The sequence below is a fragment of the Microcoleus sp. S1D4 genome (assembly GCF_036700765.1).
Classification (GTDB): domain Bacteria; phylum Cyanobacteriota; class Cyanobacteriia; order Cyanobacteriales; family Microcoleaceae; genus Microcoleus.
Genome location: NZ_JAUBPP010000031.1, coordinates 38712 through 65082, shown reverse-complemented (window position 1 = coordinate 65082; position 26371 = coordinate 38712). Strand labels below are relative to the sequence as shown.

Here is a 26371-nt window from a genome sequence, read left to right as displayed (position 1 = left end):
ATTTTGGATTTTAGACATTGTTCGGCGGTTGAAACCGCTACTAGACAAACTTGCATCCGCCTCCGCAGACTAAGAAATAAAAGCGATGTTTAAGCTAGATTCGATCGGCAATAAAATACTAAGGTGTAAGCAATTTCGCATCTCCCGGCTGCGGCTGCGTGATTTCCGGCGAAGTCGATCGCCCTTGTGGTGTTTCGCGCGCCGCCGGTGTCCGCGATCCTGAACTCTGCGTAAAAACATCAACCAAAGCTTGAACCAAAGCATCCCGCTGAGTTCGATTTAAACTTTGAATAGCAGCGCGATCGCCTTCCATCGGATTTTTTCGCAAAACATCCTTTCCCGGATACACGTCTTCCACCAAATAATCGGGAGTCGCCCCCAGATAGTCAGCTAAACTCAACTTCCAATCTAAGCGGTAATTCGGCGGTCTTCCTTTAACAAAGACGTGATATCGAATCAAGCGGCCGACTAAAGTATTGTTTGGATCTACTTTTCCAGTTTCCTGAGAAATGTAGTTATTCTCGATCGGCAAATCTGGCAATTTTTCATACACAAACTTCCACGCATCTTGCGCCCTCACCTGCAGCGGCCCCGATTGTTGAGCAACCCGCACCGCCGGCGCAGACTCAGAACTCCGCCGCAGCATAGGTTCCAAAGCAGACATACTCAGTTCGCCCGATTCCAATACCCAACTCAAAAGCGTGAAAATCGCCACAATCAAAGTAACAAACAGAAAACTCAAGCCCAGCTTTAATTTCTTCTTCACGGTTTTGACAATTTCAAAAATAGAATAATTTCCTCAACTTACCTGCCAACATATCTCCTAGTTTCTAATTTTATGATTTGCGAAATCAACCCAGTTGGGAGAATCCCGATTTGAGAAAAATAGTTTCTTAGGAGTGCGATCGTCCCCCTCGCTTGTGTATATATTTCTAGAACCCTTGCGTACCTAAAATAAACGGATTTTTTACCTAGCGGGCCAATCTAGTTTGAGAAAGTTGTGAGTTTTGAGCGAACAAAAATTGCTGGCAATTCATCACTCAAAACTCACAACTTGCCAAGTCTAAATATCTCCGATAATTTCCGGCTGAGTCATTTCATCCGACATTTCAAATATCGCCCGCATTACAGGTTTCATCATTTGAGTGTCGTCATTGTCAAAATCTTCATAGCGGCGGCGTTTGGCGCGGTTCGCCACCTGCACCGTAATCCGATAGCGGTTGGATGCAGCACCGATCAACTCTTCTGCCCGACGGGTTAGCTGAGTTGAATCGAAGGTTGGACGCTTACTCATCGAAATTACCTAGTTTATCTAATGTTACATTCTAGTTTACTATGTCAAGATTCATAAATTACTAACTGAGTATCGCTTATGCAGGCAGCAACAGGCTATTCCTTTGGTCACTTGCATCGGGTAAATTCTCGTCCCCTCAAATTGGTTGCTTTCGGCGACAGTTTAATCTATGGTTTTGGCGACGGCGTAGGCGGTGGTTGGGTGGAAAGATTGCGGCGCCAGTGGATGTTACCGGAGAGTGCAGGCCACGTTTTATACAATTTGGGTGTTCGGGGCGATCGCACCTATCAAGTCTCCCAGCGGCTCGAAAACGAGTTTCGCCACCGTGGCGAACTGAGAAACCGCGTCCCGGATGCGATTATTCTTTCGGTAGGTCTCAACGATTCGGCGAGAGTGCAGTCGCCTACCGGGCGCAGCTACACTGAGTTTGAACATTTTAAAACTGTTTTGGATCATTTGTTAAACCTATCTCAACAACTTTGTCCGGTGATATTTGTCGGGATGGTGCCGGTGGATGAAAGTAAAATGCCTTTTCAAGATTGTTTGTATTACAGTCATGCTGACCAATATCGGTATAAAGAAGCAACGAAATTAGCTTGTGAGTTGCGGGGAATTCCCTATTTAGATATTTTTGATAAATGGGTAAATCGGGGCAGTGATTGGTGGCGATCGCGCTTGATTGCAGATGGGCTTCATCCGAATGCAGCGGGCTATCAATCTTTATTTGAAGATGTGACAAGTTGGGAACCGATCGCAAGTATTAGTCATTAGACAATAGTCACCCCTCATCATTAAAAATGAAGTAGGGTGCGTCAGCTAGCATTATTTTCGCTATAAACTAACAATCTCACAACTGACGCACGCCCGCAAAAAACGGTGCGTCAGATTCATACTTTTCGTGCACATTGAAAATCTCAAACGTGACGCACGCTACCACAAGAGTAAACATTGACCATCAAGTGAAACTTGATAAAATGCTCAGTAACCAGGTGGGTGTTGCAAACTACCAACCATTTTGTCGATCGCCTCTGCGATCGCCAACAACTCCATTTCACGCCACCGCTTACCAACAATTTGCATTCCAATCGGTAAACCATTTTGAGTTTGTCCAATTGGAATTACCACCGCAGGATGTCCACTAAGATTAAAGGGCATGGTATAAGATCCGTTTGCCACTGAATAAGGATAGGATCTGCCATCAATGTCAACGGCATTCCAAGCGGGACGGTGAGTAAACGCAGCGGTTGCGGCAACCGGACAAAGCCATACATCCCACGGTTCTAATGCCTCATCTATATGGGCAGTAAAGCGATCGCGCTGTGTGAGTACCTCGAAATATCTTTTCAAACTTGGATTCAATATCTCAGGTAGCAATCTGCTGAAATCTCCCAATTTTCGGAGTTCCTTGTCGCCTTGGGTGGCGGTGCGAAAGATTAACTCTAAACTACGACGCAGGTTATATCTATCCTGCGGTTGAGCGTAGATAGTGAGGTACATTGAGATCCGTCCGTAGAGATTCAATATTTGGGAAAGGTCAAAGTCTTTGGGAAGCCAGCGTTCGGTTTGGACACCTGCGTCAGAGAGTGTCTGCACGATCGACTCCATAGCTGCTCGAATTTCAGAAGCAACGGGAACTTCGGCCCATTCAGCAGTCCAAGCGATTTTGAGATGCTGCAAAGGCTTGCCAGAGGGTCGATCGAGCGGAACCGGCGGGACATCAGGGCGACGCAGATCCGCGCCTGCAATTAACGAAAAACATAGCCGGATGTCTTCGATTGATCGAGCAAAACACCCAACGGTCATCATTTGCCGAATAGACAGTGGCATTCCCGGCACTTCAGGAATCTGCCCTGCTGTAGAAATACGGCGATCTGTCGGCTTTAAACCATATATGCCACAGAAATGAGCAGGCTGACGCACCGAACCCCCGAAATCATTCCCCAAATCCAAGGGTGAAAGTCCTGCTGCGACAGCCGCGGCACTCCCCCCAGAACTGCCTCCAGGTGTGTAGTCAAGATGCCAAGGATTATTCACCCGTGGAAACAGAGAATTTATGCTTTGATAATCGGCAGCCAGTTCCGCCATGTTGGTTTTTCCCATAATGACAGCACCTGCTGCCCGCAATCTCGCAACAGCAGTTGCATCCTGTTGAGGCACATAATCTTTGAGGGGAATATAGCCTGCTGTGGTGCGGAGTCCGGCTGTTTCAAAAATGTCTTTAATCGTGATGGGAACGCCATGTAAAGCACCCCAGTTTTCTCCTCTGGCTAGGGCTTCATCGGCAAGTCTTGCTCTTGTACGAGCACTGTCTTCATCCAGGGTACAAATGGCGTTTAATTGCGAGTTGTGCTTTGCGATTTGAGTAAGGTAAGCGTCCAGAACTTCGACGGCAGAGACTTCGCGATCGCGAATCATTCGCGCTAGCTGATGGGCAGAGGCAAACGTCAGGCTACTCATAAGCAACAAACAGGTATTTCTCGATCGAGTCAATTATATTCGCTTTTAGTTAATATATAGCAATCCTTGCAGGAGTCGTAATTTTTTTACCCCACCCCAACCCTCCCCTTATTAAGGGGAGGGAGTAAGAAATTCACAAATGATTTAGGATTTATATAGTTAACTAATATCAAACGGCTTTGTTCCTAAATCCTGTTAATTGCAGACACCAGGTAGATAAGGGAGATAAGCAACATAAGGATTTTAAGGAATTTAAGCATTTTAAAATTCCCGACTCAAAATAAAAATATTTATTTTAAACGACCGTATCTTCCCCACACTAAAAATAAAAGCATTCAATAATGATTACATAAGTGAGGAAAAAAGCCATTTCGGGCAGAATCAATCAGCCTATCAAAAGCTTAGTTCTCCTCAATAAAAAAATTGTGTAAATTGGAGAATCAAAAAATGTCTGTATTACATCGCATCAAATCCGGTACATCTGTTTTATTAACCTTGGGAACCGTTGCCGGAACCGCAGCGCCGATGCTAGCTCCCGCGCCTGCTTTTGCTCAGACAGCTTTTTCGGATGTTAGTAATAACTATTGGGCAAAAGACTTTATCCAAGATTTGTCAGAAAGGGGCATTATCAAAGGTTTTCCCGATCGCACTTTCCGCCCGGATGCACCCGTAACGCGGGCTGAATTTGCGGCAATGATTCGTTCTGTCAACAAGGCAAAAACCCGCGCTGCTGTAAGGTTTGCCGATGTTCCGTCTAATTTTTGGGCAAGCGGGGCGATCGCCGAAGCATACGAAATGGGATGGATGTCTGGCTATCCCGGCAATGTTTTCAGGCCAATGCAGCAAATTCCTCGCGTGCAAGTTGTAGTCGCTTTAAATAACGGACTTGGCTATGAACCTACTTGCAATTTTCAAGATGTTCTCAGCTATTATAATGATGCGGATCAGATCCAAAGTTATGCTGTAAAAAGCGTTGCTGCTGCTACTGAAAAAGAGTTGGTTGTCAGCTATCCCAATCCTCAATCTCTCAAGCCAAACCAGTCAGCAACACGGGCTGAAGTAGCTGCTTTTATCTATCAAGCGTTAGTCAGTACCAATCAAGCAAGAGCAATTAATTCTCCTTACATTGCTAAGGCTGATATTGGCCAGAGTGTTGCTGTAAAAATTCCTAGCGGGGTGACTATTCCCATCGAGTATTCCAAAGGCAAGATTTTGCTAGGCCCCAATGACAAGTCTCCGATTACGCTGACTGTATCTTCGGATATCGCGGGGAATAATGGCAAAGTTTTGATACCCGAAGGGTCTAAAATTAGTGGCGAATTGCGATCGACTACTGCAGGCGTTCAGTTTGTGGCTCAAGAATTAAGTATCATCAACGGTAACAGAGTACCTTTGAATGCTACTTCGCAAGTGATTACTCGCAAAGAAACTGTGACTAAGGGCGTGAATGTTGGGAATTTGATTAAGAATACGGCGTTGGGTGCAGCAGCAGCGGCGGCGATTGCGGGAGTTACGGGCGATCGGGCGATCGCAACTGAAGAGGTGCTAGGCGGTGCGGGAATCGGGACTTTAATCGGGGTATTTTTGGGTAAAGATAAAGTCGATTTGTATGCTGTTAATCCCGACACTGATTTAGATTTGCTGTTGAATTCAGACTTGGTAGTTACTGCTGCGAATACAGGCATTTGTAGCAATTGATAGAAGCAACAGTTAGCCCCGACGAGGTATTCAGAAACCGGGTTTCTTTGTAGATTTCTCATCACTCAATCAAAAAACTCGTATAAACCCGGTTTCTCGCCCCAACGCGATATTCAGAAACCGGGTTTCTTTGTAGATTTCTCGTCACTCAACCAAAAAACTCGTATAAGCCCGGTTTCTCGCCCCAACGCATAATTCCTGCAATCGTAACTTTCTACGGACATCCCAAACTTTCTCGCGTAGAAACTCCTGTCACAGGATTGACACCATCTGCAGTTTCGCACAGGATATTCACTTGATAAGCATCGATAATCGCGTCAGTAAAATCAGCGCCGGAAATTGCAGCATCAAAAAACCGAGTTCGTGTCATAATTGCTTCGGTGAAATTAGTATTCGTCAAATTCGCGCCGTCAAATGTAACTCTATCTGCTAAAGAACCGGAGAGATTAGCACCTGACAAGTTGGCATTTAGTAAAACTCCTTTAGTCAAAATCGCATTGCTTAAATCAGCGCCTTGAAAGTTGGTTCTCCGCATTTCAGAAGCGACGAATGTTCCCCCCGCTAAATCCGAGTTGGAAAAATCGCGATCGGACAAATCAATATTTGTGTAATTAATATTAAGTTTCGGCAGCGCCAATGCAGGAGTAGCACTCAGCAGCACCCATCCCACAGCCAACATTAAACTTAAAAACAGGCTCAGGAAAATTCGGGATACACTTTTCATAATGATCGGAATTGGGAATTGTTGACTGTTAACTGTTGACTGTTGACTGTTAACTGTTGACTGTTGGTTCTAATGACTACTGACTACTGCCAACTGCCAACTAACTACCGCCAACTGCCAACTGACTACTGACTAATTAAAATCGCTTTACCCAATCTTCGCCGACGCGAAGTGTCAAATCAGAATCTATTTCACCAGTAGAAGATGCTTCTATTTTACCGTCGCCTAGCACTTTTTGCAGTTGATTTGCTGCGGCTAAATCTCCTTTCTGGACAATAATTTGACTTTGACGCTGCTTGTCGGGCCAATCTTTGACTACAGATACATTAGAAAAACCATTTTTTCGGAGAAATTCAGCGACGCTTTTGGCGGCTGTCGGTTTGCTAGAAGCGTTTTGGACGGAGATTTTAAGGTTGGTGGGGAAAACTGACTCGCTGGAATTGGGAAATTGCCCTTGGGCAAAATCTGGCACTACTTGCTGGAAATATTGTGTCATAATGCGATCGCGCCCAGCAGCATCTAAAATCCAATAACTCCTCAAATCCCCTTGTCCTGAGCTAGAACGTCCGGGTAACATCACCATCTTAAAATTATCTCGCTCCAATTGCAAACCAAAACTTGTCAGCGTCAAAATTTCCTCAAAATTTAGATTTGTATCCACATATTTTTGCATCAATCGTACAATTTCCGGCAAACGCACCAATACAGAAGGACTTTTGAGGCTGTTGAGAATAGCTTGAATTAAAGATTGTTGTCGCTGAATGCGGCCGATATCTCCTAAACCGTCGTTGCGAAATCGAGCAAATTGTTCTGCTTGTTCTCCGTTGAGAATTTGCCATCCCTGTGCTAAGTTTATTTTTAACTTTTGGGTCGTATCTGTATAGGACATCGCCCGAGGTACAAATACCTCAACTCCTCCTAACAAATCGACTAATTCCCGAAACGCACCGTTGCTGACTCGCACGTATCTTTCTATTGTCACATTGTTCAAGATAGTGCTAACCAATCGCGTCGCCAAAGCCGCTCCTCCTCTAGCATTAGCTTCGTTAATTTTGCTAAAACGAATTCCGGGAATTTGGACTTTAGTATCTCGCGGAACTGAAACCAAACTAATAGATTTATCTCTAGGGTCGAGGTGAAATACAAGTATTGTATCGCTGCGACCTTCAAAAATTTTAGGTGAATTTGCAGCGGTTTCTGGTACGCGGTCAATTCCCATAATCAAGATATTAACAGGCCGCGACAGGCGGTATCCAGAAGAGTTGGATGATTTGTAATTAAAGCCCGCAGCATCTAGGACTCTACTAATAAATTGCGGTTCCACGGGGGCGAAAAGGGCGGTCATTGCTCCGATTCCTGCGGAGATGGCTGCCGTGAAAATCAGCAAAAGTGTCCAAAATACATACAGGACTATTTTAGGCTTTTTTCGAGTTTCGCGATCGACTGGTTTAACAAAGTTTCGTTTAAAAATCGACAAGTTTTTCATGGACTTGCTGTTAATTATTGCAGTTTTTCAGCTTTGCAGTAAAACTTGGGCGGTGCTTCTGGAAAGTATTTTAACAAAGCCGGACACAGCCAGCCTTCAAGATTTTTCGATTCCCACCGATACCAGTTGCCGCCGTATTCTGTTTTAAACCACAGCATTTCTGCTTGATATCCGGGAAATGGATTGGCTGAAAATAAGAGTCGGAAACCTCCATCGGCATTGGGAATGTCTGCGACGAGTGCTTCAATCCTTTCGGGTACGCCCTGAACAAACGGTTCTCGAACAAGTTCGACTTGCTCGTCGTCAAAAACCCAGGTGTACTGTTCGCGATAGGGATAAATTACCATCATCGCATTTGACATTAAATTCTCCTTTTTTCATTTCGTTTGTTTGGGCTGGGGAAATGCAAGTTTTGCTATATTATATTCCAATACGCTTGGCTTAACAGTTTGTATCGCCAGGATATCCCATTCTCATCCCTTTTAAAAAGCGATTAAATTATCTAGTTTCATCAGTTTCTGTACGCTTGAAATCTGCGGTTAACCCATCACTTGTCAACTCAACCAGCGCCTTAGCCAAATACTCATACTGCGCCAAAGTATTGTAAAATTGAGCGGAAATCCTTACCAACCGCTTGCTAGAATCGGGCCAAGGAATCACTGGAACTTCAATTTTGAAAATCTGCCATAGCGCCTCTTGCAAAGGTGGAATTCCTCCTTTTGCAACCGCATCAGATTTTTCATCAGCCAGCGGTACAACTGCCATTGAACCTACCATTTCATCGGGACAAGGTAGTGGCAAATCTAATTTATCTGCCAATATTTTTCTTCCAGCTAACGCTAAAGTATGATTTTTTGCCATCAATTCTGGCCAGCCACCCTTCAACAAAGAACCCATAAAATCAATAGCTACGGGTACGCACAAATAGGGACTCGGATCGACTGTTCCCATCCAGTCAAATTCTAATTGAAAGCGCGATTTATCAGTGCGCGGCGAGTTAGCGCCGTGACTGATAGTAGTGGGGCGAATGGTATTTTGCTTGTCGCGCCGCACGTACAAAAAGGCAGCACCTTTCGGCGCGCACAGCCATTTGTGGCAATTTCCCGTGTAGTAAGTTGCGCCCATTTCTGCTAAATTGAGCGCTACCATTCCCGGCGCGTGTGCTCCGTCTACCAATACATCTACGCCGCGATTTTCTAACTCGCCGACTAACTGTTTGATGGGAAATATTAAGCCAGTTTGGCTGACTATGTGGTCTAATAAGGCAATTTTTGTTTTAGCAGAAATGCACTTAATTATTGCTTCAATAATTTGTTCGGGCGATTCAATGGGAAATGGAATTTCTGCTACTATTACTTTAGCACCTGTACGCTCTGCTATAAAATCAAGTGTGTTGCGGCAGGCGTTGTATTCCTGATTTGTGGTTAGCAATTCGTCGCCCGGAACAAAAGTGAGCGATCGCAAAACTGCATTTATTCCCGTTGTAGCATTCGGCACAAAGGCTAAATCTTCTTCATCCGCGCCGATAAATGCGGCTAACTGATTTCTGGCATTATCTAACAGCGGTTCAAATTCTCGCATTAAAAAGCGCAAAGGTTCTCTTTCGAGTTGTTCTCTGAAACTAATTTGCGCTTCGAGTACGGGAATCGGACAAGCCCCAAAGGAGCCGTGATTGAGAAATGTTATATTGCGATCGAGTAACCAATATTCGTTAATCATTTAATTAGTCAATAGTCAGTTGGCAGTTGGCAGTTGGTAGTTGGCAGTTGGCAGTTGGCAGTAGTTTAGTTGGCAGTTGGCAGTTGGCAGTTGGCAGTAGTTAGTTGGCATTAGTCAGTAGTCATTAGAACCAACAGTCAACAGTCAACAGTTAACAGTCAACAGTCAACAGCCAACAGTCAACAGTCAACGGCTACCTATTTTATCTTTTAATTGCTCAAACTCTTCTAATGTGTTGCAATTCGATAACATTATTGCTTCTCGTTCCCCTACAGGTAGAGGGATTGCTTGGATTTGATTTAACCATTTTTGAAAGGAACGTCCCCCTTTTTCAATAAAACTTTGCAAACTGGCGAGAGATTGTTGGCGGTAGAATCCGCACAAAGGTTCCCAGCGCGAGTTTTGATAAGGGACAATTGCTAGGGTTGATTGGGGAATAGCTGTTAGCTGACTCGCCCAATTTTGAATAATTTGGGGTTCTAATAAGGGCAAATCGCAAGCTAATAGTAAAATCCAGTCGGCGGGAATTTCTGTCAATCCCTGAGTCAATGCAACTAAGGGCCCGGAGCCCGGATTGTACTCTAGCAGAAATTGGGATTGTTCGGTTAAGGTCGATCGATAGCGATCGGGCCAAGCAGTCAAAACATACACTTGTGGCGTTACGGATGCTGCCACCTCCAGCGCCCGCTGCAACAGGCTTTTACCCTCAATTTCCAGCAAAGCTTTATCCGTCCCCATCCGCGAACTTTGACCGCCTGCGAGTACAATTACAGCAATTTGATGGTTAGTCATTAGTCATTAGTCATTAGTCAGTAGTCATTAGTCATTAGTCAACCGTTAACTGTTAACAGTCATTAGCACAAAACCTCATGATTCATTCTCAAATTAAAGCACAAATTGCTTTGCTCACTTCCTCAATTTTTTGCATAACTTGACCGCTGCTCAATAAAGTTTCTGCTTCAATCAAACCCGAGTTTATATCTAAACAAACCCCGCTGCGCCACAGATAAAAGCCGCCATTCCAGATAGCTGACTGCATCAATTCTGAGGGTTTGCCTAGCAACACTTCCTGGATTTGTTTGAGTAAGTCTTCCTCGGATTCAAAGGCGGGATTTGTGTTGCTGAAACCGTAATCTCCGTGGGCCAAAAGCACTCGCTCAAACTCAGTATCCGGCCTAGCAATGCCGATAATTGCAGTACGATCGCGCGGCAAGTCGCAGCTTCCCTCCAATCCTTTGACTGTGGTATAATTTTTTACACCCCGCAATTCAAAGGCTTTTTGAAACATACCTTCTGTCGGCGGGTGGACGTAGCCGGAGATGACGTTAACATCGCCGGCGCAGGGACACCACATCAACTCCATTGTCGAAAAAGGCGGCCTTTTGCCGATTTCGCGGCGGTAGGGAACTAAAGCGGTGGCTTGAGGAAAATGCTTGGGAAGGTAAACAAAACCTAAACCGGTACTGTCAAAAACTTGCTGGACTTTTTCTAAACTAAGTTTTGTCCAGTCTACTCCCAAACCGCGCCAAATTTCAATCAGGGGAATGCCTTCTTTGGTTGGCATGACATCGCCGCCGTGCATGACGCTTGGCACGCCAGAGGCGGCTAAAATTAGGGCGGTTATGGGGCTAATTGGAGCGGTGCGCGATCGCCCGTCGTAAGCTACACCAAACACGGCGACGCTAGAAACTGTAAACCCTTTTTCTCGGTTTGGGGGGGCAAGCATGGGCCCGAATTCTTCATAGGCATCTAGCATTCCGGCTAATTCTTCGCCGGTGGGCCGTTTGATGCGGTGGGAAATCATAAAAGCTCCGATTTGAGCTGGTGTTGCTTCTTGCAGCAGCATCATCCGCGTGGCTGCTGCTGCTTCCTGGCGAGTTAAGTTTTCTCCTGTGTGTATTCCGCTGCCAATTTTTCGCAGCAATTCTCTAAATTGGTCACTCATAATTCTTGTAGTTGGTTATTGGTTATTGGTTGTTGGTTATTGGTTGTTGGTTATTTGTTATTGGTTATTGGTTATTTGTTATTGGTTATTGGTTATTTGTTATTAGAAAGAGAAGAGACAACAGTCAACAGTCAACAGTCAACAAAAAACCTGATAACTCGCGAATTAATTCCCTAATTTTCCGAGCTTGATGACATCTAATGGTGGCACAAATTCGCGTACTAGATTCCAGAAATGGGCGATCGGCGGAATTTGCATTCGATCGTGAGTTGTCACCAATACCACTTCGCGAGTCCAAGCTGGATCGATCGCCGATTGTCCGTTACCGAAGCCCTCGAAGAGGATCGTCGAAACTTGGGGATTTGCACTTTGTTTGGCGACGATGGGCCGAATTGCTAAAGTGCGATCGCCCTGGGCCTCAATCAAAGCTGAATGTGGTAGCAAAGCAATCAATTCTCCCTGTCGCACCACACCCCGAAAAGCATCGAGAGTGTTGAGTTCCAAAACAGCATGAAGTTTAGCGCCGATGCGTTCAAATTGTTCTTGCACCATCCGCTGCATTCCGTACCCGTCCTTAAACACCACTTGCGGGTAACAAATCAATTCCGGCCAAGGTACTCGATCGTACACGGCCAGGGGATGATTTGCCGCCATCAATACCTCGATCGGCTCATTGTAGAGTACCTCAACCAACATTTCTGGAGCTTGAGTAAAATAACGGTTGTTCATCACCACCGCGATGTCCACCAAACCGTCTTTGAGAACTTTCAGAGCTCGATCGCTCCCCAGCGCAGTCACCCGCAACTGCACTTCAGGATAATCGCGACAAAACCTTTGCAGCACAGGCGGCAAATAAGCAGCACAAACCGAATGAATCGCAGCCACGCACAGTTCCGGCTGCTTTCCCGCCAGCAAATCCGCCAATTCGACCGCAGCATTTCGCCAAGTCTGACAGATTTTGCGAGCGTGAGGCAACAGGCGTTCCCCTCCCACAGTCAGCTTCGCGCTTCCCGCACGGTGAAACAGCGACAAACCCACTTCCGCTTCGAGTCCCTGCACTTGACGGCTAATAGTCGATTGAGTCACGCCGCACTTCCGGGCCGCTTGCTGAAAGCTCCCGGTTTCAGCAACCGAAAGAAATGCTTGAAGCTGCTCTAAGCGCATGGATGTTTAATTCTAGATGGTTTCAGACATTTTCCTCGAACGATCGTAAGTAACGTTAACCGATTTAGTTGAAGAATTTAGTAGAATTTGATACAGTACAGATTAGTTTTGATGCTGACAGACGCGGAGATGCTCGTTTTTACGAACCAACTTGCTGGGGCAGGATTTCGGAGCGTCCGAGTAAATGTCGCTTCTCCAATGTTGAAGGGATTTCTGAATCTGCCAACTTATCAACAAACCGATTAAATTTCGATAAATTTAGAGAATTTTGCCAGTTGATAGCTCAAGATTTTTAATAAAATTAGCAGTCGCCATCGCTCGCTTGCGTTAAGCTGCGGGATTTTTTGTTGAATTTCGATCTCAAAAGATAGCATTTAATTTGATAATTAATGGAGCATTATAGTACCTGAGTTTCCCTATAATTGTCAATAAATGTCCGAAGATTGGCGCACGGTTAAAACCTGCAATGAACTTTTATCCCGGCTGAAAGTGACTGTTATTTTCTGTTTCTTTGTGTATAAACTAGGAATTAGCGGGTCAGCAACACAAGTGCAAGTACGATCGCACGCACGGGAAAGCCGAAATGCTGCAATTTCTTCTTAAAATTATGTCATTTAACCACAATTTTATTTCCCAAGGTGGATTAGAAGAGTGGCCACCGCAGTTAATGGGACTGCACGCGGTCAGCGATTTGTTAATTTCCTTGGCTGATTACTCAATTCCAGCGATTCTGACATACTTTGCCTGGAAGCAGCGCAAATTGCCTTTGAGCAGGGGGTTTCTGTTATTGGGAGCCTGGTTTTTCTGCCGGGGCACAACTCATCTGATGCAAGTTTGGATGCTGGTGCATCCCAGCTACTGGCCCTCAAGTTTCCTCGCCGCCATTACGGCTGTGATTTCTTTGTGGGCTGTGGCGGAACTGATGCCATCGCTTTCTCAACAATTCTTGGCTTTGGACGGTTTGGCTTTTTTCTCGGCAAATACAGCGCCGGAAACTCAAAAGCTCGATCGAGATCCTGCTGTGATGGCCATTAAAAATTCCGCCGCCTCCCCCCCAAACGAACTTCAGCAAATTAACCAGCAATTGCTCGCAGAAATAGCGCAGCGCGAGCGAGTCGAGCAACTTCTACTCGATACTGTAAGCAAGCTACAAGAAAGTGAAGAACGCTTCCGCGTTTTTCAGGAATTATCTATAGATGGATTTAACGTGTTCCGCAGCCTTCGCGACGAATCTAAAATTGTAGATTTTGAATGGGAATACGTCAATCCCGCAGCGGCAAGAATTCAGCACATGACTCCTGAAGAATTAATCGGAAAGCGATTGCTGGAAGTGCTACCCGGTCATAAAGAGCGCAATTTGTTCGACCGTTACGTGGAAGTTGTAGAAACAGGAACTCCCCTAGATACCGAGATTTATTACAACAGCGAAGGCATTGTCGGCTGGTTTCGGATTGTGACGGTTAAATTGGGCGACGGTATAGCGATTTCTTTTAGCGATATTACTGAGCGCAAGCAAGTAGAAGCATCTTTGGGCGACGCGATGCAAAAACTAACTTCTCATTTTGAAAATACACCCCTAGCTGTGATTGAGTGGGATGAAAATTGTCGCATCAGCGGGTGGTCGCCGGCTGCCGAAAAGATTTTTGGGTGGAAGAAAAGAGAAGTTTTAGGCAAGCATTTTAGCGAATGGAATTTTATTGGGTATGGCGATTTTGAAGATGTACAATCGGCAATTGATAGTTTAAAAAACCCACAGACTCGCTGCAATGTAGTTCGCAACAGCAATTATAATAAGGGCGGTTCGTTGCTCCACTGCGAGTGGTACAATTCGGCTTTTTACAGCGATTCTGGACAGTTGATATCGTTGCTGTCTCTGGTTTTGGACGTGACGGAACGCTTTAATTTTGTGGAAGTGCTGCGACAGTCTGAAGAGCGGTTTCGGATTGCGGCAAAAAGTGCTAGCGATTTGATTTACGAATGGGATATCGATACGGGTATCGTGCTGTGGTTCGGTGAGATAGACGGACATTTGGAGTACGAAAAAGGCGGATTTCCGAGGACGAGAGCAGCTTGGAACAGTATCTTGCATTCGGAAGACCGAGATCGAGTCCTGGCTGCACTCGATCGATATTTGAGCGCGCCAGACTGTTCTGCTGCCCCATTTTTTGAGGAATACCGCGTTCAGAACCAAGGTGGCGGCTGGCTGCACTGGATCGATCGCGGCATGGCAGTGCTTGACTCTCAAGGCAATCCCTACAAATTGATCGGGGCGATCGGCGACATCAGCGATCGCAAACAAGCCGAAGCACAGCGGAATCTCGCCTTGGCGCGGGAACAAGTAGCCCGCCGCCAAACAGAAGCCAGCGAACAGTTGTACCGCGCCCTCGCTGAAGCCATCCCGCAAATAGTTTGGACTGCTTTACCCGACGGCGCGATCGATTATTGCAACCAGGGCTGGTTTGAATATAGCGGCATGACGCTGGAGGAAACTAAAGGCTGGGGGTGGCAGCCAATTTTGCATCCAGATGACTTGGAACACACCCTAGAACGCTGGAATAACTCGGTACAGACTGGGGAGACTTATGAGGTGGAATACCGCTTTAAACGGGCATCTGACGGGGCTTACCGCTGGCATCTGTGTCGGGCATTGCCCGTGCGGGATGCTGAGGGGAAAATCATCAAGTGGTTCGGGACTTGTACGGATATTGACGATCGCCAGCGAGCGGCCCAAACAGCCGATTTCCGCGCCCGAGCCTTGGCTTTGCTGTCCTCGGCTTCCTTAGATTACCAGCAGGCGCTGCAAGGTCTGGCAGATTTAGCAGTGCCGGAGTTGGGGGATTGGTGCTGCGTGCATTTAATCGAACCCGACGGCTCGCTCCGCTTGCAAGCAGTTGCTCACTCCGATCCGAACAAAGTCGCCCTGCTGTGGCAAATCGACCAGCGCTTGCCGGTAGACCCCCACGGAAGGCACGGAGTGGCAAAGGTGCTGCGGACTGGGGAGGGGAAACTTTACCCAGAAATACCGAATTGGGCGCTCGAAGCGGTGGTACCGGACAGGGAATTGCTGTTGGTGCTGTGTTCCCATAGCCCGCTATCGGCAATCTGCGTGCCGCTGATGGCTCGCGGGCGGACGCTGGGAGCGATTTCGCTGCTGTGCGGAGAGTCTGGCCGCCGCTGCGAGCACGCCGATTTGGTTTTACTGTCGGATTTGGCGCGGGATGCGGCGGTGGCGATCGACAATGCGCGGCTTTACCGGGAAGCTTCCGAGACCAACCGGATTAAAGACGAGTTTTTGGCAACGCTTTCCCACGAGTTGCGGACTCCTCTCAACGCGGTGGTGGGCTGGTCTCAGATGCTGCGACAGCGCAAGTTGAGTCCCGAAAAAACGGCTGTGGCTTTGGAGACGATCGAGCGAAACGGGCGGTTGCAGACTCAGATGATTGAGGATTTGCTGGACGTTTCCCGGATTGTCAGCGGTAAAGTGTGTTTGAAGCTGTCCCCGGTGAATTTGGTTGGGACTGTAGAAACGGCCGTCAAGGCCCTGATTCCTGATGCTGAAGTTCGCGGAGTTGAATTGGTGAGTTATTACGGCGAAGGAGTGAGTACCTTGAGGGGCGATGCTGCTCGTTTGCAGCAGGTGGTGTGGAATTTGCTCTCGAATGCGATTAAGTTTACGCCGCGGGGAGGTCGCATAGAAATCAGGGTCTGGGATGACGGGGAATCGCGATCGGCTGGTGATGCCATTTTGTCTGTGTCTCCGGTTCACTCTGTGACGATCGCCGTCACCGATACCGGAATTGGCATCAGCAAGGAGTTTTTACCGTTTGTGTTCGATCGCTTCCGCCAAGCTGACAGCAGTTCTACGCGCAATTACGGCGGGCTGGGACTGGGATTGGCGATCGTCCGCCATCTTGTGGAACTCCACGGCGGCACTATCTGGGTCGAAAGTCCCGGCCTAGGACTAGGCTCGACTTTTGGGGTGCGATTGCCAATTTAGTCATTTGTTAGTTGTTAGTTGTTAGTTGTTAGTTGTTAGTCAACAGTCAACAGTCAACAGTCAACAGTCAATAAGACTAATTCTCCTACCATTCTTGCAGGGCGATCGCAATTCCCTCTCTCAATCCCGGTTCCAGACTCTCTTGTTTAACTAAACTTTCTAATTGCTGCCGAACCTCCGCCGCACCAAGCCGTTTGAGTGCTGCAGCGCCGTGCAGCCTGACGCTATTATCGCCGTCGGCTAACAATTGAATCAGCGCGTTTAGCGCTCTAATATCACCTAATTGTCCTAACGCTAAAGCTAAAGATTGTTTGATTTCGGGAGGCTGCACCGCCGGATGATTCCCCTCCAGCAAACCGATCGCAATTTCAGCAGCTTTAACTTTTAACTCCGGCTTTGACCCTCGCCCTAAAACAGCGGCAATTTCTTGACAAACAGCAGGATTAATGTTATTTATCTGCCAGGATTCGCTGGCATTTAGCATTCGATCGCTATTTGTGAATTCGCTTGGTTGTGCGTTAAAAAGCGATCGCCCAATCAGCGCAGTTTGCAAATATTCTAAAGCAACAGCAGTTTCGCTCCAGCCTAGGGCGCGCACAGTTTCGATTTGCAATTCCAGGGGAGTTGCGGGGTTTCGCAGGAATTCAAATAAACTGTACGCTGCAGCATCGGTTTTCAGTCGCCCGATCGCGATCGCCGCTTGTTGGGACACTTCAAATCGGATGTCCCAAAGCAAAGGTTTGAGCAAATTAACTAAATCTAATTCTGCATCTAAATAAGCGCGAACTCCCAGAGCTCTCACGGCTTCTTTTCTGACTGATGTCGCCACATCTTTGAGTGCTTCTACCAGTACCGGCGGGATGCGGGAGTCGTGAAAACTACTCAAAGCCTCGATCGCAGCCAGCCGCACCGCAATTCTAGAGTCTTTGACTACACTCAACAGCGGGGCGATCGCTTCGGGGCGGCGAATTTGGGCGAGGGCTGCTGTGGCAAACTGTCGCGAGTCTTCCTGCTGCAATAGAGTTGCTAGGGATTCTATAGCTGTCGGGCCGAAATTGGCGAGGGTTTGGGCCGCGATTTGGCTCAATTCTTCGTCGGAATTTTTGACTAATTGTACTAAAGCTGCAATCACTTCCGGGCGCTCGAACTTTCCGAGAATGCGGGCGGCAAACCACCTGGGTTCGGTGTCTGCGTCTTCGTCTTCGATCGTGGCAATTAAAGGTGCGATCGCGCCATTTCCCAGATTTGGCAATACTTTAGCAATTTCCCAGCGGTCTTGAAAATCCCCCCATTCCAAGGTTTGTATTGCTAAACTTACAGCTTGTTCTAAAAATATTTTTTCCTGTGGCTGGCTGCGGTTGGCTGTCACTTGCTGCAAGCATTCGACTACAATAGGCCAGTTTTGGCGATCGGCAGCGGCTTGCGCTTGTTCCAAAATATGAGACATAAATTTAATTTAGCTTCAAGAAGGTAGATGACAGCTAGCCCAGAAGCGCGATCGTCTCCCGCAATCTGTTGCTACAATTATCAATTATTTTAGATTGATGTCAATCCCTCACCAATGGTAAAATACAATTAAAACATTAAATCAATCCATTTAAATCATCAATTTGTCATATTTTTTCAACAAAAGGATTAATTCCTACTTAAATAAAAATAGAGCTAATAAATCCCAATTAAATAAAGCCATTTCTTCCTTCGGTTCGCAGTGCGGACTCAACTCCGCACTACGAACCGTGACATAATTAATTTTTTTACCCAACTCTTAGCCCATTTTTCCATGAAAAAAGCTCTCCTTTTAGTAAACCAGCACTCCCGAAAAGGGAAAAAACTATTATCTCAAGCCACTGCCAAATTAGAAGCACTTGGTTTTGAATTAATAGTAAAATCAACCGACAGCGCCAGCGAAATTTCCGACACAATTCGGAAGCAAAAAAATCAAGTCGAATTAGTCATCATCGGTGGTGGCGATGGCACACTTAACTGCGCCATCGAAGGTTTGATGGACACTAAATTACCCTTGGGTATTTTGCCGATGGGAACAGCTAACGATTTAGCCCGCACTCTCGGAATTCCTACCAATTTATCCGCAGCTATTCAAGTAATTGCCAGCGGTAAAATTCGGCTTATAGACATAGGCTGGGTAAACCAACAGCATTTTTTTAATGTAGCGAGTTTGGGATTGAGCGTCGAAATTACCCAGAGACTGACTAAAGATGTAAAGCAGCGCTGGGGAATTTTAGCTTATGCTTTTGCTGCTTTGCAGACAATTTTTAAATCGCGACCATTCAGAGCAGAAATCAAGGTCAATAACCAATCTTTTAATGTAAAAACAATTCAAATTGCCATAGGCAACGGCCGCTACTACGGCGGCGGCATGACAGTTGCCGAAGATGCCACCATCGACGACAAGCGACTAGACTTGTATAGTTTAGAGACACAACATTGGTGGGAAATCCTTGCTTTGCTGCCGGCAATGAGGCAAGGAAATCATACCACTTGGCCGAAGGTTCGCGCCTTGCACGCTCAAGAATTTGAGATTAATACTAGCAAACGCCGTTCGATTAATACCGACGGTGAAATCACCACTCACACGCCTGCAAAATTCCGAGTGATTCCCCAAGCTTTAGCAGTTATAGCTCCTGTATAAGTTTGTAGTGATATCAATTCCGGTTGCACTCATATATAACTGTTGACAGTTGACTGTTGACTGTTGACTGTTGACTCGAAAAACTGAATGGTTGATTGTTAACTGTTGACTCGATTTTATTATTCCGATGCAACCAGAAACGATATGAGGATTTTATTCCTCTGATTTTGACACAGACTCAAGTCCTCACTACAAACCGAATTACCATAATTAATAATCGCCTCCCGCGCCGTATTGCCACGCTTCAACTAATCGGTTAAAATAATATTGCTGTTGTGCAGATAAATTTTTAACCTGCGGTTCTACCGCTTTCCCCAATGGCTGCAATCCCGTATAAATTCCTAAATTTACATAATGAACCATCCAATCAAACAAATTAGCTATTCCCACCTGCGGAATGATTTTCATCACTAATCCGGGATGACTAATTGCTGTTTTAAACAGGGTTTTTGACAAAGCCGGAAATAACACAATATCCTGCAGAAACGGTTTGAGTACCGGTTCTCCCAACTCTTCCATTACCTGAAATACAGCAGCCAAAAGTTGATTGATTTGATTGGGCTCAATTTTTTGATTCATCGCAGCACTCATCGAACGCTGAAACAACCAGGTAACAGATAGATTGGGCTGGTACGGTTGCAAAAGTGCGAGGGATTTTTTGTCTAAACTCTCGCTTGTCAAAGCTTCGTCAATTCCGAGAGTCAATCGTTTGAGGTGGCGCACCATTGCCCCAAAACCGCCGAAGCTGAGGGGCGATTGGCTACCGCTGCTGTCTCCGACTGGAAGTATGCGATTCCAAGGCATTTTTAGAGGACTTTGACGATAGCAGGGAAAGAATCCGTAGAGTGCTCTTTGGAATTTTAACTGTTCGAGTTTGAGGTTTTGATATTGGGGCAGCAAGCGCAAATATTCTTCAAATAATGTTTCTAAACTGAATCTTTCTGTGTCAGCGTCTATGTAGGTAAATAAGTAAGTAGTGCGCCCGTCTCTGGCTGGAAATGCTTCCCAAAAGTATTGGCACTGATTTTGCATTGGGGTGAAGGATGCAAATATGTCGCCGGTTTCGTTTTTGGGGTATCCTTGGGCGCAAGTGCCGACTACTAAACATACTGCGTCGGGTTTTTTGCCTTGTCTGGCTTGGCGGACAATGGGGGAAAAATGTCCCATTGCATCTAAGAATAATCTGGTTTTAAATAAATTTTCGGCTGTCGGTGAATCTGTAATTGCCGATTCTACCGCGACTCCGTTCGGGTGAATTGTTGCTGTTTTAAATGGTGTGTTTTCAAATAGTTTGCCTCCGGCTTGGAGAAATTTTTGTTTGAGGGTTTCGAGGAGGTAAACTGGGTCTATTCCGATGTTTAGTACGTCGCGCACCCAAATGTCGGGGGTGTTGGCAAAGCTGATGCGGGCTGGGTTGTATTCGGTGGCTATTGCTTTGTCTATTTCAGCAGCAGTCAGCAAATTTAGTTCTAAGAATGCGTCTAATTCTTTGCGCGAAATGTTCCATTCTTGTTCGCGCCCTCGCAGGATGCCGCGTTCGAGTAGGGCTACTCGCCAACCCCGCACGGCTAAGGCTGTTCCGATGAGTATTCCTAGGGTTCCGCCGCCGATAACTATGTCGAAGTCGAGGGTTTCGAGGGGTTGTTGGTTGTGCTTGACTGCTTGGGGTGCTGGTGCGGTGTTTTGTTTGAGGTTGTTCCAGAGTCGATCGACCTTTTGCAGGCCTTCAAGGGCATTTCCGGGCACTTGGGAGAGGATTTGTTCGGTGAGGGACATCGGGTTTTAAGATTGAAGAGCGGTGGATTTTCTATAATTTAGCTTAGATCGATATTTCGGAGAGTTTTAGGGCTGATGTGGGGTAAAAAAACCGGTTTATAGGAGTTTTGGGCTTAACGATAAATCACGCCAGAAACCAGGTTTCTGATAAGTAGGATGCGTCAGCTACGACTATTTCGGCGACAAACCAACAATCTCATGCTGACGCACGCCCCGAATTAAATCAAGGGTGCGTCAGCATGAGACTTTTTCGCCACGATTATTAAGATGTCAAAAATGACGCACCCTACGATTTTTGTTCCGGTTCAATCAGCGGTGCTTAATTCTTCTACTTGCAGTCGATCGCACAAAATTGGTTCGCACGCCACACCACCAGTCTCTGCAGCTGTCCAAATTTCTAATTTAGCTTCCGGTACCGCTTCAAACAAAAAACGTTCTCCCGGAAACACCGTTCGCTCAAAATGCCAATTAGGAATATTTGTAATTCGAGCAATTTGCACTTGGCTAGTATTGTTAAGATACCAACACAAAATGCGCGTATTCTGTTCGGAAATTACCTCATTCATTGTCAAATTCATTTGTTTTACTTGTTTGTGAAATTGTGTAATCCATCGGCTGCTAGCCCGATCTTAATATAACATATTACAATAAAAAATAGACATACTTTGGGTATATTAATAAATACCTCTGCAGGAAAAATTGCTCTTTTCTACGTGTTCCCAAGAAGGTGCAAAAGGCGACATTGCTAAGGTGCAAGATTTCCATCCTCCCCTCACGGGTGCATTCAACAATTGACAGTGACCAACCGATCCTCTTGGATCTTTGTAGTAACAGCAAAAAGCGCATTTAGAAATAGAAGTGCAGGGCGGAGCGCTAGTTACAAGAATGGATTCGCTGTGAAGGTTGTTGCGTTTGAGAGTTAGAGTTTCCATCGATATCTTTTTCAAATCTTCAATCTCAAGTATGACAGCCGGATTTCAGTCGCTGCGTCTACCTCAAGGCTTAGTTCGATTTTAAGTTTTGTTTAGGGATCGATAGAAAACATATCTTTTTTGACGGAATAAAACTAGGGAGCAATTAATTTTTCTATAATTTTAATTTGCTGCCCTGGCTCGATCGCCCTCGGTTACTGTCTGAGGGAGTACACCTCAGACGCCAGTTAGTTATCCTTGCCTAGCTGGCTGAACAAATCGGCTAAAATTGTATTGGAAAATAAAAAACCTTCAGGATCGCTCAACCTCAAATTCCCTGAAAGCGGCAGTTTCGCGCCTTCGCCTAAAGTTGCGTCAAGCGGATCTATCCCGTAGGAAATAGCCCTATCGGCTGTCACGATTTCCACCCATCGCAGCCGCCAGTAGGGTTGCAAACAATCCCAAATTCGATCGACTGTTTGCTGCGTAAACTGTTGAGTCAGCGCCGAAAGGCTAACTCCTTCTGCTAAACGCAAGCCTAGCATCAGCGTTTCTAACAAAATGTCATTTTCTGAGACTTGAACATTTTGATCGACTGCTGGGTAAATATCCTGCGGGGTTTCCTCCCCTATTTTTGGGGTGGCTGCTGAAGCGATCGCACAGATCGATCGCACCCACTGATAATATTCTTGAGTTTTGCGAGGCCTTGTCAACCTCCGGCCTTCCACGTAACTCGCCGCCCCCATTCCCAAACCGTAATAAGGGCGATTTTCCCAATAAACGCGGTTGTGGCGGCACTGATAACCGGGCTTAGCGTAATTAGAAATTTCGTAATGTTCGTAGCCAGCCCCAGTCAAAATCGATCGCGCCAAACGGTACATTTCAGCAGCGGTTTCATCTGCCGGTAGCGGCTGCGCGCCTGCTTCAAAGTAGCGCCCAAAGGCCGTCCCAGGCTCAACAATTAAGTCGTAACTCGACAGGTGAGTCGGGCCAATTTCTACCGCCGATTTGAGGGAAGTTTCCCACTGTTCTAAAGTTTGGTGCGGCAGTCCCGAAATTAAATCTAAACTGAAATTGACAATCCCGGCCGATCGCACGATTTCTACTGCTTCAAAAATTTCTGCCACAGAGTGCGATCGCCCGCAAGCTTGCAGCAATTCATCCTGAAAAGCTTGCACTCCCAAACTAACTCGATTTACTCCCGCCGCTACATATCCCCGCAACTGTTCTAAATTAAAAGTACCAGGGTCTATTTCTATAGAAATTTCCGCCCCAGCAGCAATCCCAAATTTGCCGTCTAGAGTCTCTAAAATATGGCTCAACTGACTGACAGAAAGCAGCGAAGGTGTGCCGCCACCAAAAAAAACTGTTTTCAGAGATGCGCCTAAATTTGGAGTTGCTTGAATTTCTTGACACAGTGCGGCAACGTATTGCACGATTGTGCCGGAATTTTCGCCATTTTTGCGATCGCCCACCACAAAAACCGGAAAATCGCAGTAGTAACAGCGGCGGCGACAAAAAGGTACGTGCAGGTAAGCCGAACTCGGAATGCCGGAATTTGCCGCTTGGCCGCTTTTTTTGAATTCAAATGTTAAATAATCTGTAGTAGCGTTCATTACTCTCAAGCCACAATTGCCAGTTCAAATCTCAAGCTTTAATTAAAGCATCATGAATAATTATGTATATTATGACAGTTGGTCAGTAATAAAGGCCTGGGTTCGAGCGGCTATTTTAGTTGCACCTACTATCGGTGGCGATCGGCAGAAATTCCCGAATAGCCAGAGATTCCTGTATTGGTATCTGGTAGATGCCCTCGGCAGACCTCGCTAAATCTAGCTCTTGCTCGATCGCGCATCCCCTTCACGGTAGAGGCGCGAAATATAAGTTCATTAAAATTTATGAATCAAGATAGCGATATCCGACCGCAACGTCGGAAAAAACTATCAGCACGGGAAAGATATAATGTAAACAAATTCATTAACCTAGAACTAATGCTAGACGCAATCATAATAATCTCATTCATAATCGCAGGCGGAGGCATCGGCTATTACGGAGTCGAGCTGCTACCGAACAACCTGCTGGAGCAAGTTACAAATATACAAGGTTTAAGTTCTGTACTAGGTTCCTTTGGAGCATTAATCGGCTTCGTGATGGGATTAGTGGCTCAAACAACCTATCGGCGCTTGGAAAAACAAGTCCGCGATATGCCAGTCGAGATGCTGCTGACGCGGGCGATCGGCTTAATCATCGGACTGCTAGTAGCGAACTTAATGCTGGCTCCGCTATTCCTGCTGCCAATTCCCCGCGAGTTCGGCTTCATCAAACCTCTAGTCGCAGTCTTGGGTAGCGTCATGTTCGGCTTCACAGGTGTCAGCTTGACAGACACTCACGGCCGCGCTTTCTTGCGACTGATCAACCCCAAAAGCTTTGACACGGTGTTGGTAGCCGAAGGTACTTTCAAACCAGCAACTGCCAAAGTTGTCGATACTAGCTGCATTATTGACGGCCGAATTGAAAACTTGCTAGAAACAGGTTTCCTCGAAGGTCAAATTATCGTGCCGCAATTCGTGCTCCAAGAACTGCAACTGGTAGCTGATTCCGCCAACGATCAAAAGCGAGTGCGCGGACGCCGCGGCTTAGATGTACTCAACCGCATCAAAGAAACATATCCAGAACGGATTCAAATTCACTCGGCTGACTACGAAGATATTGCCACAGTCGATGCGAAATTAGTCCGCTTCGCTTTAGATATCGACGGAATTTTGCTCACCAACGATTACAACTTATCGAAAGTAGCTACCGTCCAAAAACTGCCGGTTTTGAATATCAACGATTTGACTCATGCGGTGCGCCCGACTTATTTGCCGGGAGATACGATCGAACTAAAAATCCGCAAAGAAGGCAAAGAACCCTCTCAGGGAATCGGTTACTTGGATGACGGCACAATGGTTGTCGTAGAAGCAGGAAGCAGCTATGTCGGCGGCGAAGCCAGAGTCGTAGTCACCAGCGCCCTGCAAACAAGCGCCGGCCGCATGATATTCGCCCGTCCTCAAGAGTCCGTTATTGTGTAAATTACCCAGCACTGACCTGAGTACAGGTACAGTGTGGGCTTTCAATAGCCCTGAAATGATCTTGCACATTGCAAAACAATCTCGAACCTTCGGGCTTATTTACGGAAGCCCCAATAGCAGCAATATTCTTACTGCCGTTTAAGTCGGCATCACCTTTCCATCCACAATGACCACAAGCAAACTTTTTACCGTTTCTATAAGATTCACCCTGTACAGGGTGAATATGATTGCATTTGTGGCACATTTGGCTAGTGTATCTAGGCTCAACAAACAAAATCTTTACGCTATGCTTTATAGCTTTGTAGATTAGGAATTGGCGCAACTGAAAGAAGGCCCAGCTATTGCTAAGTCTCCGCTCTTTTTTCGAGCGTGGCTGCTGATTTGCGCGCTCCCTAATTCCCGTCAAATCTTCCAAAGCGATAACTTGATTTTTGTTTTGAGCTTTAGTTACGATACGGTGACTGATAGTGTGATTTACCAAGGTTTGAAAGCGTTTTTCCTTGCCCGATAACCGTTTCAACAATTCTCGACATCTGCGCCGAGAACTCCGCGTGCCTTTCGTGGCTTTGCGTTGGAGATTCGCTCTCAACTTGGCATAATGATTTCTAACTTGGGTAATTTGTTTACCGCTAAATGTATCTCCATCAGAAGTAACTGCAATATCAGTCCTACCCAAATCACAGCCCAAAACTTGATTGCTTGGTGGAGGCTCGGCTGGCTGAGATTCAAGCTGAATATTAAGATAGTAACTACCATAAGAGCGTTTGCACAAAGTAGCAGTCTTGGGGTTTTGACCTTTGAGCAATCCAAGTTGGTAGTTTCCGATAGCCAGTACAAACCGTTCCCTACCGCCAGTAGTAGTCAAACTTACTGTCCAATCTTTTTCCCTAAAAGAAAATATACGGGTATCGTAAGTGACGCTAGTAGGAGCAAAGCGGATGACTGGCTTCCCATCTTTTTTAGCTGTTTTTCTGTTGCCAGAAACCCGTCTAATAGCATGGATTGCCAACTGCGCCGAAAGTCCAAACATATCTCTGACATTGTGATATACCAAGGATTGCATCGCCAATTCATTTGTCAGAGTTGGCGGCACAGTTTGATTCACGTATTCACAAGCATTAGCGAACGCCTTACAGGTTGCATCAATTTTGATGGACTGCTCAGGCGTTACTTGGAGCTTGCAAGATACTGTCAAAACTTGTTTCATGACAAGGTTGTATCACGTATTGAAGAAATTCTGTTGTGTTTATAGATAATTTGTTCAGCTCTTGAGCCTCACGCGCATTCCTCCCGTCACTCAACGGAGTACCGTTAGACTGCGGGACTCCTGCTGTTTTAGTTGAAACTGAGTAACAATGGCCAGGGCAATCAGAATCAAATATTGCGATCGTTGTTCCCAATCTGCCCCGACTCTCTACCGCGCCCGGTATGACGAGTCGGGGCAGTGGTTTTTTTTGTGTCTTAAATGTTGGGAATCGG

20 protein-coding genes are annotated in these 26371 nt (G+C 46.1%); 5 read left to right on the top strand and 15 right to left on the bottom strand.

The genetic code is table 11. From position 1 onward, the window contains the following. Positions 1-118 precede the first annotated feature (118 nt). Both QT998_RS24370 and QT998_RS24365 read right to left on the bottom strand, forming a co-directional pair. Positions 119-766 (bottom strand): hypothetical protein, encoded by a 648-nt coding sequence (locus QT998_RS24370; protein WP_194071083.1) that lies wholly within the window; start codon positions 764-766, stop codon positions 119-121. Positions 767-1063: 297 nt separating this feature from the next. Further along, a complete protein-coding gene (locus tag QT998_RS24365) occupies positions 1064-1294 on the bottom strand; it encodes a DNA-directed RNA polymerase subunit omega (RefSeq protein WP_333087232.1) in 231 nt (76 codons plus the stop codon). 78 nt (positions 1295-1372) lie between these two features. Between QT998_RS24365 and QT998_RS24360 the strand changes: the two genes are divergently transcribed. Continuing rightward, positions 1373-2065 carry a GDSL-type esterase/lipase family protein gene (locus QT998_RS24360; protein ID WP_333118152.1) on the top strand — a complete coding sequence of 231 codons (693 nt, stop codon included), beginning with the start codon at positions 1373-1375 and terminating at the stop codon, positions 2063-2065. Between the two features lie 207 nt (positions 2066-2272). Here the strand turns inward: QT998_RS24360 and QT998_RS24355 are convergent, their stop codons facing one another. Further along, positions 2273-3751 (bottom strand): amidase, encoded by a 1479-nt coding sequence (locus QT998_RS24355; protein ID WP_333118154.1) that lies wholly within the window; start codon positions 3749-3751, stop codon positions 2273-2275. A gap of 447 nt (positions 3752-4198) precedes the next feature. Between QT998_RS24355 and QT998_RS24350 the strand changes: the two genes are divergently transcribed. After that, on the top strand, positions 4199-5449 hold the full coding sequence (locus QT998_RS24350; RefSeq protein ID WP_333118156.1) for an S-layer homology domain-containing protein: 1251 nt from the start codon (positions 4199-4201) through the stop codon (positions 5447-5449). A gap of 214 nt (positions 5450-5663) precedes the next feature. Here QT998_RS24350 and QT998_RS24345 read toward each other — a convergent pair whose 3' ends face one another. The 7 genes from QT998_RS24345 to QT998_RS24310 all read right to left on the bottom strand — a co-directional run bounded on the left by QT998_RS24345 (position 5664) and on the right by QT998_RS24310 (position 12487). Next, positions 5664-6173, bottom strand: coding sequence for a pentapeptide repeat-containing protein (locus QT998_RS24345; RefSeq protein WP_333087226.1), 510 nt, complete (start codon positions 6171-6173; stop codon positions 5664-5666). Positions 6174-6309: 136 nt separating this feature from the next. Further along, complete coding sequence (locus QT998_RS24340; RefSeq protein ID WP_333087225.1) at positions 6310-7659, bottom strand: LCP family protein; 1350 nt, start codon at positions 7657-7659, stop codon at positions 6310-6312. A 14-nt stretch (positions 7660-7673) separates the two neighbouring features. Then, positions 7674-8021, bottom strand: a complete 348-nt coding sequence (locus QT998_RS24335; protein WP_333118158.1) for a DUF6717 family protein — start codon at positions 8019-8021, stop codon at positions 7674-7676. Positions 8022-8157: 136 nt separating this feature from the next. Further along, positions 8158-9378: an aminotransferase class V-fold PLP-dependent enzyme gene (locus QT998_RS24330; protein WP_333118160.1), complete on the bottom strand. Its 1221-nt coding sequence runs from the start codon at positions 9376-9378 to the stop codon at positions 8158-8160. 186 nt (positions 9379-9564) lie between these two features. Next, the gene (locus tag QT998_RS24325) at positions 9565-10170 is read right to left on the bottom strand and encodes a molybdenum cofactor guanylyltransferase (RefSeq protein ID WP_333118162.1); all 606 of its coding nucleotides are present in this window, start codon (positions 10168-10170) and stop codon (positions 9565-9567) included. An 88-nt stretch (positions 10171-10258) separates the two neighbouring features. Further along, positions 10259-11323 carry an anthranilate phosphoribosyltransferase family protein gene (locus QT998_RS24320; RefSeq protein ID WP_333087219.1) on the bottom strand — a complete coding sequence of 355 codons (1065 nt, stop codon included), beginning with the start codon at positions 11321-11323 and terminating at the stop codon, positions 10259-10261. A 165-nt stretch (positions 11324-11488) separates the two neighbouring features. Further along, the gene (locus tag QT998_RS24310) at positions 11489-12487 is read right to left on the bottom strand and encodes a LysR family transcriptional regulator (protein WP_333087217.1); all 999 of its coding nucleotides are present in this window, start codon (positions 12485-12487) and stop codon (positions 11489-11491) included. A 583-nt stretch (positions 12488-13070) separates the two neighbouring features. On the opposite strand from QT998_RS24310, the gene QT998_RS24305 reads away from it, so the two are divergent. Next, complete coding sequence (locus QT998_RS24305) at positions 13071-16484, top strand: PAS domain-containing sensor histidine kinase (protein WP_333218171.1); 3414 nt, start codon at positions 13071-13073, stop codon at positions 16482-16484. Positions 16485-16569: 85 nt separating this feature from the next. On the opposite strand, the gene QT998_RS24300 is transcribed toward QT998_RS24305, so the two are convergent. Continuing rightward, complete coding sequence (locus QT998_RS24300) at positions 16570-17931, bottom strand: HEAT repeat domain-containing protein (protein ID WP_333118168.1); 1362 nt, start codon at positions 17929-17931, stop codon at positions 16570-16572. A 333-nt stretch (positions 17932-18264) separates the two neighbouring features. Here QT998_RS24300 and QT998_RS24295 point away from each other — a divergent pair, with 333 nt between their 5' ends. After that, positions 18265-19134, top strand: a complete 870-nt coding sequence (locus QT998_RS24295; protein ID WP_333118170.1) for a lipid kinase — start codon at positions 18265-18267, stop codon at positions 19132-19134. A gap of 210 nt (positions 19135-19344) precedes the next feature. Here the strand turns inward: QT998_RS24295 and QT998_RS24290 are convergent, their stop codons facing one another. The 3 genes from QT998_RS24290 to hemW all read right to left on the bottom strand — a co-directional run bounded on the left by QT998_RS24290 (position 19345) and on the right by hemW (position 23437). After that, positions 19345-20910 (bottom strand): FAD-binding oxidoreductase, encoded by a 1566-nt coding sequence (locus QT998_RS24290; protein ID WP_333118172.1) that lies wholly within the window; start codon positions 20908-20910, stop codon positions 19345-19347. Positions 20911-21215: 305 nt separating this feature from the next. Beyond that, positions 21216-21488: a DUF1830 domain-containing protein gene (locus QT998_RS24285; RefSeq protein ID WP_194009647.1), complete on the bottom strand. Its 273-nt coding sequence runs from the start codon at positions 21486-21488 to the stop codon at positions 21216-21218. A gap of 581 nt (positions 21489-22069) precedes the next feature. After that, a complete protein-coding gene (gene hemW / locus QT998_RS24280; RefSeq protein WP_333118175.1) occupies positions 22070-23437 on the bottom strand; it encodes a radical SAM family heme chaperone HemW in 1368 nt (455 codons plus the stop codon). Positions 23438-23812: 375 nt separating this feature from the next. Between hemW and QT998_RS24275 the strand changes: the two genes are divergently transcribed. Further along, entirely contained in the window at positions 23813-24892 is a 1080-nt protein-coding gene (locus QT998_RS24275; protein ID WP_333087208.1) for a PIN/TRAM domain-containing protein, read from the top strand. 1 nt (position 24893) lies between these two features. Here the strand turns inward: QT998_RS24275 and QT998_RS24270 are convergent, their stop codons facing one another. Further along, positions 24894-26099: an RNA-guided endonuclease InsQ/TnpB family protein gene (locus tag QT998_RS24270; RefSeq protein WP_333118179.1), complete on the bottom strand. Its 1206-nt coding sequence runs from the start codon at positions 26097-26099 to the stop codon at positions 24894-24896. Between the last annotated feature and the right edge of the window lie 272 nt (positions 26100-26371).

Bases quoted from the DNA above. Each gene is read 5' to 3' on its own strand.
- QT998_RS24365 (WP_333087232.1), bottom strand. From the start codon at position 1,294: ATGAGTAAGCGTCCAACCTTCGATTCAACTCAGCTAACCCGTCGGGCA.
- QT998_RS24360 (WP_333118152.1), top strand. From the start codon at position 1,373: ATGCAGGCAGCAACAGGCTATTCCTTTGGTCACTTGCATCGGGTAAAT.
- QT998_RS24355 (WP_333118154.1), bottom strand. From the start codon at position 3,751: ATGAGTAGCCTGACGTTTGCCTCTGCCCATCAGCTAGCGCGAATGATT.
- QT998_RS24350 (WP_333118156.1), top strand. From the start codon at position 4,199: ATGTCTGTATTACATCGCATCAAATCCGGTACATCTGTTTTATTAACC.
- QT998_RS24345 (WP_333087226.1), bottom strand. From the start codon at position 6,173: ATGAAAAGTGTATCCCGAATTTTCCTGAGCCTGTTTTTAAGTTTAATG.
- QT998_RS24340 (WP_333087225.1), bottom strand. From the start codon at position 7,659: ATGAAAAACTTGTCGATTTTTAAACGAAACTTTGTTAAACCAGTCGAT.
- QT998_RS24335 (WP_333118158.1), bottom strand. From the start codon at position 8,021: ATGTCAAATGCGATGATGGTAATTTATCCCTATCGCGAACAGTACACC.
- QT998_RS24330 (WP_333118160.1), bottom strand. From the start codon at position 9,378: ATGATTAACGAATATTGGTTACTCGATCGCAATATAACATTTCTCAAT.
- QT998_RS24325 (WP_333118162.1), bottom strand. From the start codon at position 10,170: ATGACTAACCATCAAATTGCTGTAATTGTACTCGCAGGCGGTCAAAGT.
- QT998_RS24320 (WP_333087219.1), bottom strand. From the start codon at position 11,323: ATGAGTGACCAATTTAGAGAATTGCTGCGAAAAATTGGCAGCGGAATA.
- QT998_RS24310 (WP_333087217.1), bottom strand. From the start codon at position 12,487: ATGCGCTTAGAGCAGCTTCAAGCATTTCTTTCGGTTGCTGAAACCGGG.
- QT998_RS24305 (WP_333218171.1), top strand. From the start codon at position 13,071: ATGCTGCAATTTCTTCTTAAAATTATGTCATTTAACCACAATTTTATT.
- QT998_RS24300 (WP_333118168.1), bottom strand. From the start codon at position 17,931: ATGTCTCATATTTTGGAACAAGCGCAAGCCGCTGCCGATCGCCAAAAC.
- QT998_RS24295 (WP_333118170.1), top strand. From the start codon at position 18,265: ATGAAAAAAGCTCTCCTTTTAGTAAACCAGCACTCCCGAAAAGGGAAA.
- QT998_RS24290 (WP_333118172.1), bottom strand. From the start codon at position 20,910: ATGTCCCTCACCGAACAAATCCTCTCCCAAGTGCCCGGAAATGCCCTT.
- QT998_RS24285 (WP_194009647.1), bottom strand. From the start codon at position 21,488: ATGAATTTGACAATGAATGAGGTAATTTCCGAACAGAATACGCGCATT.
- hemW (WP_333118175.1), bottom strand. From the start codon at position 23,437: ATGAACGCTACTACAGATTATTTAACATTTGAATTCAAAAAAAGCGGC.
- QT998_RS24275 (WP_333087208.1), top strand. From the start codon at position 23,813: ATGCTAGACGCAATCATAATAATCTCATTCATAATCGCAGGCGGAGGC.
- QT998_RS24270 (WP_333118179.1), bottom strand. From the start codon at position 26,099: ATGAAACAAGTTTTGACAGTATCTTGCAAGCTCCAAGTAACGCCTGAG.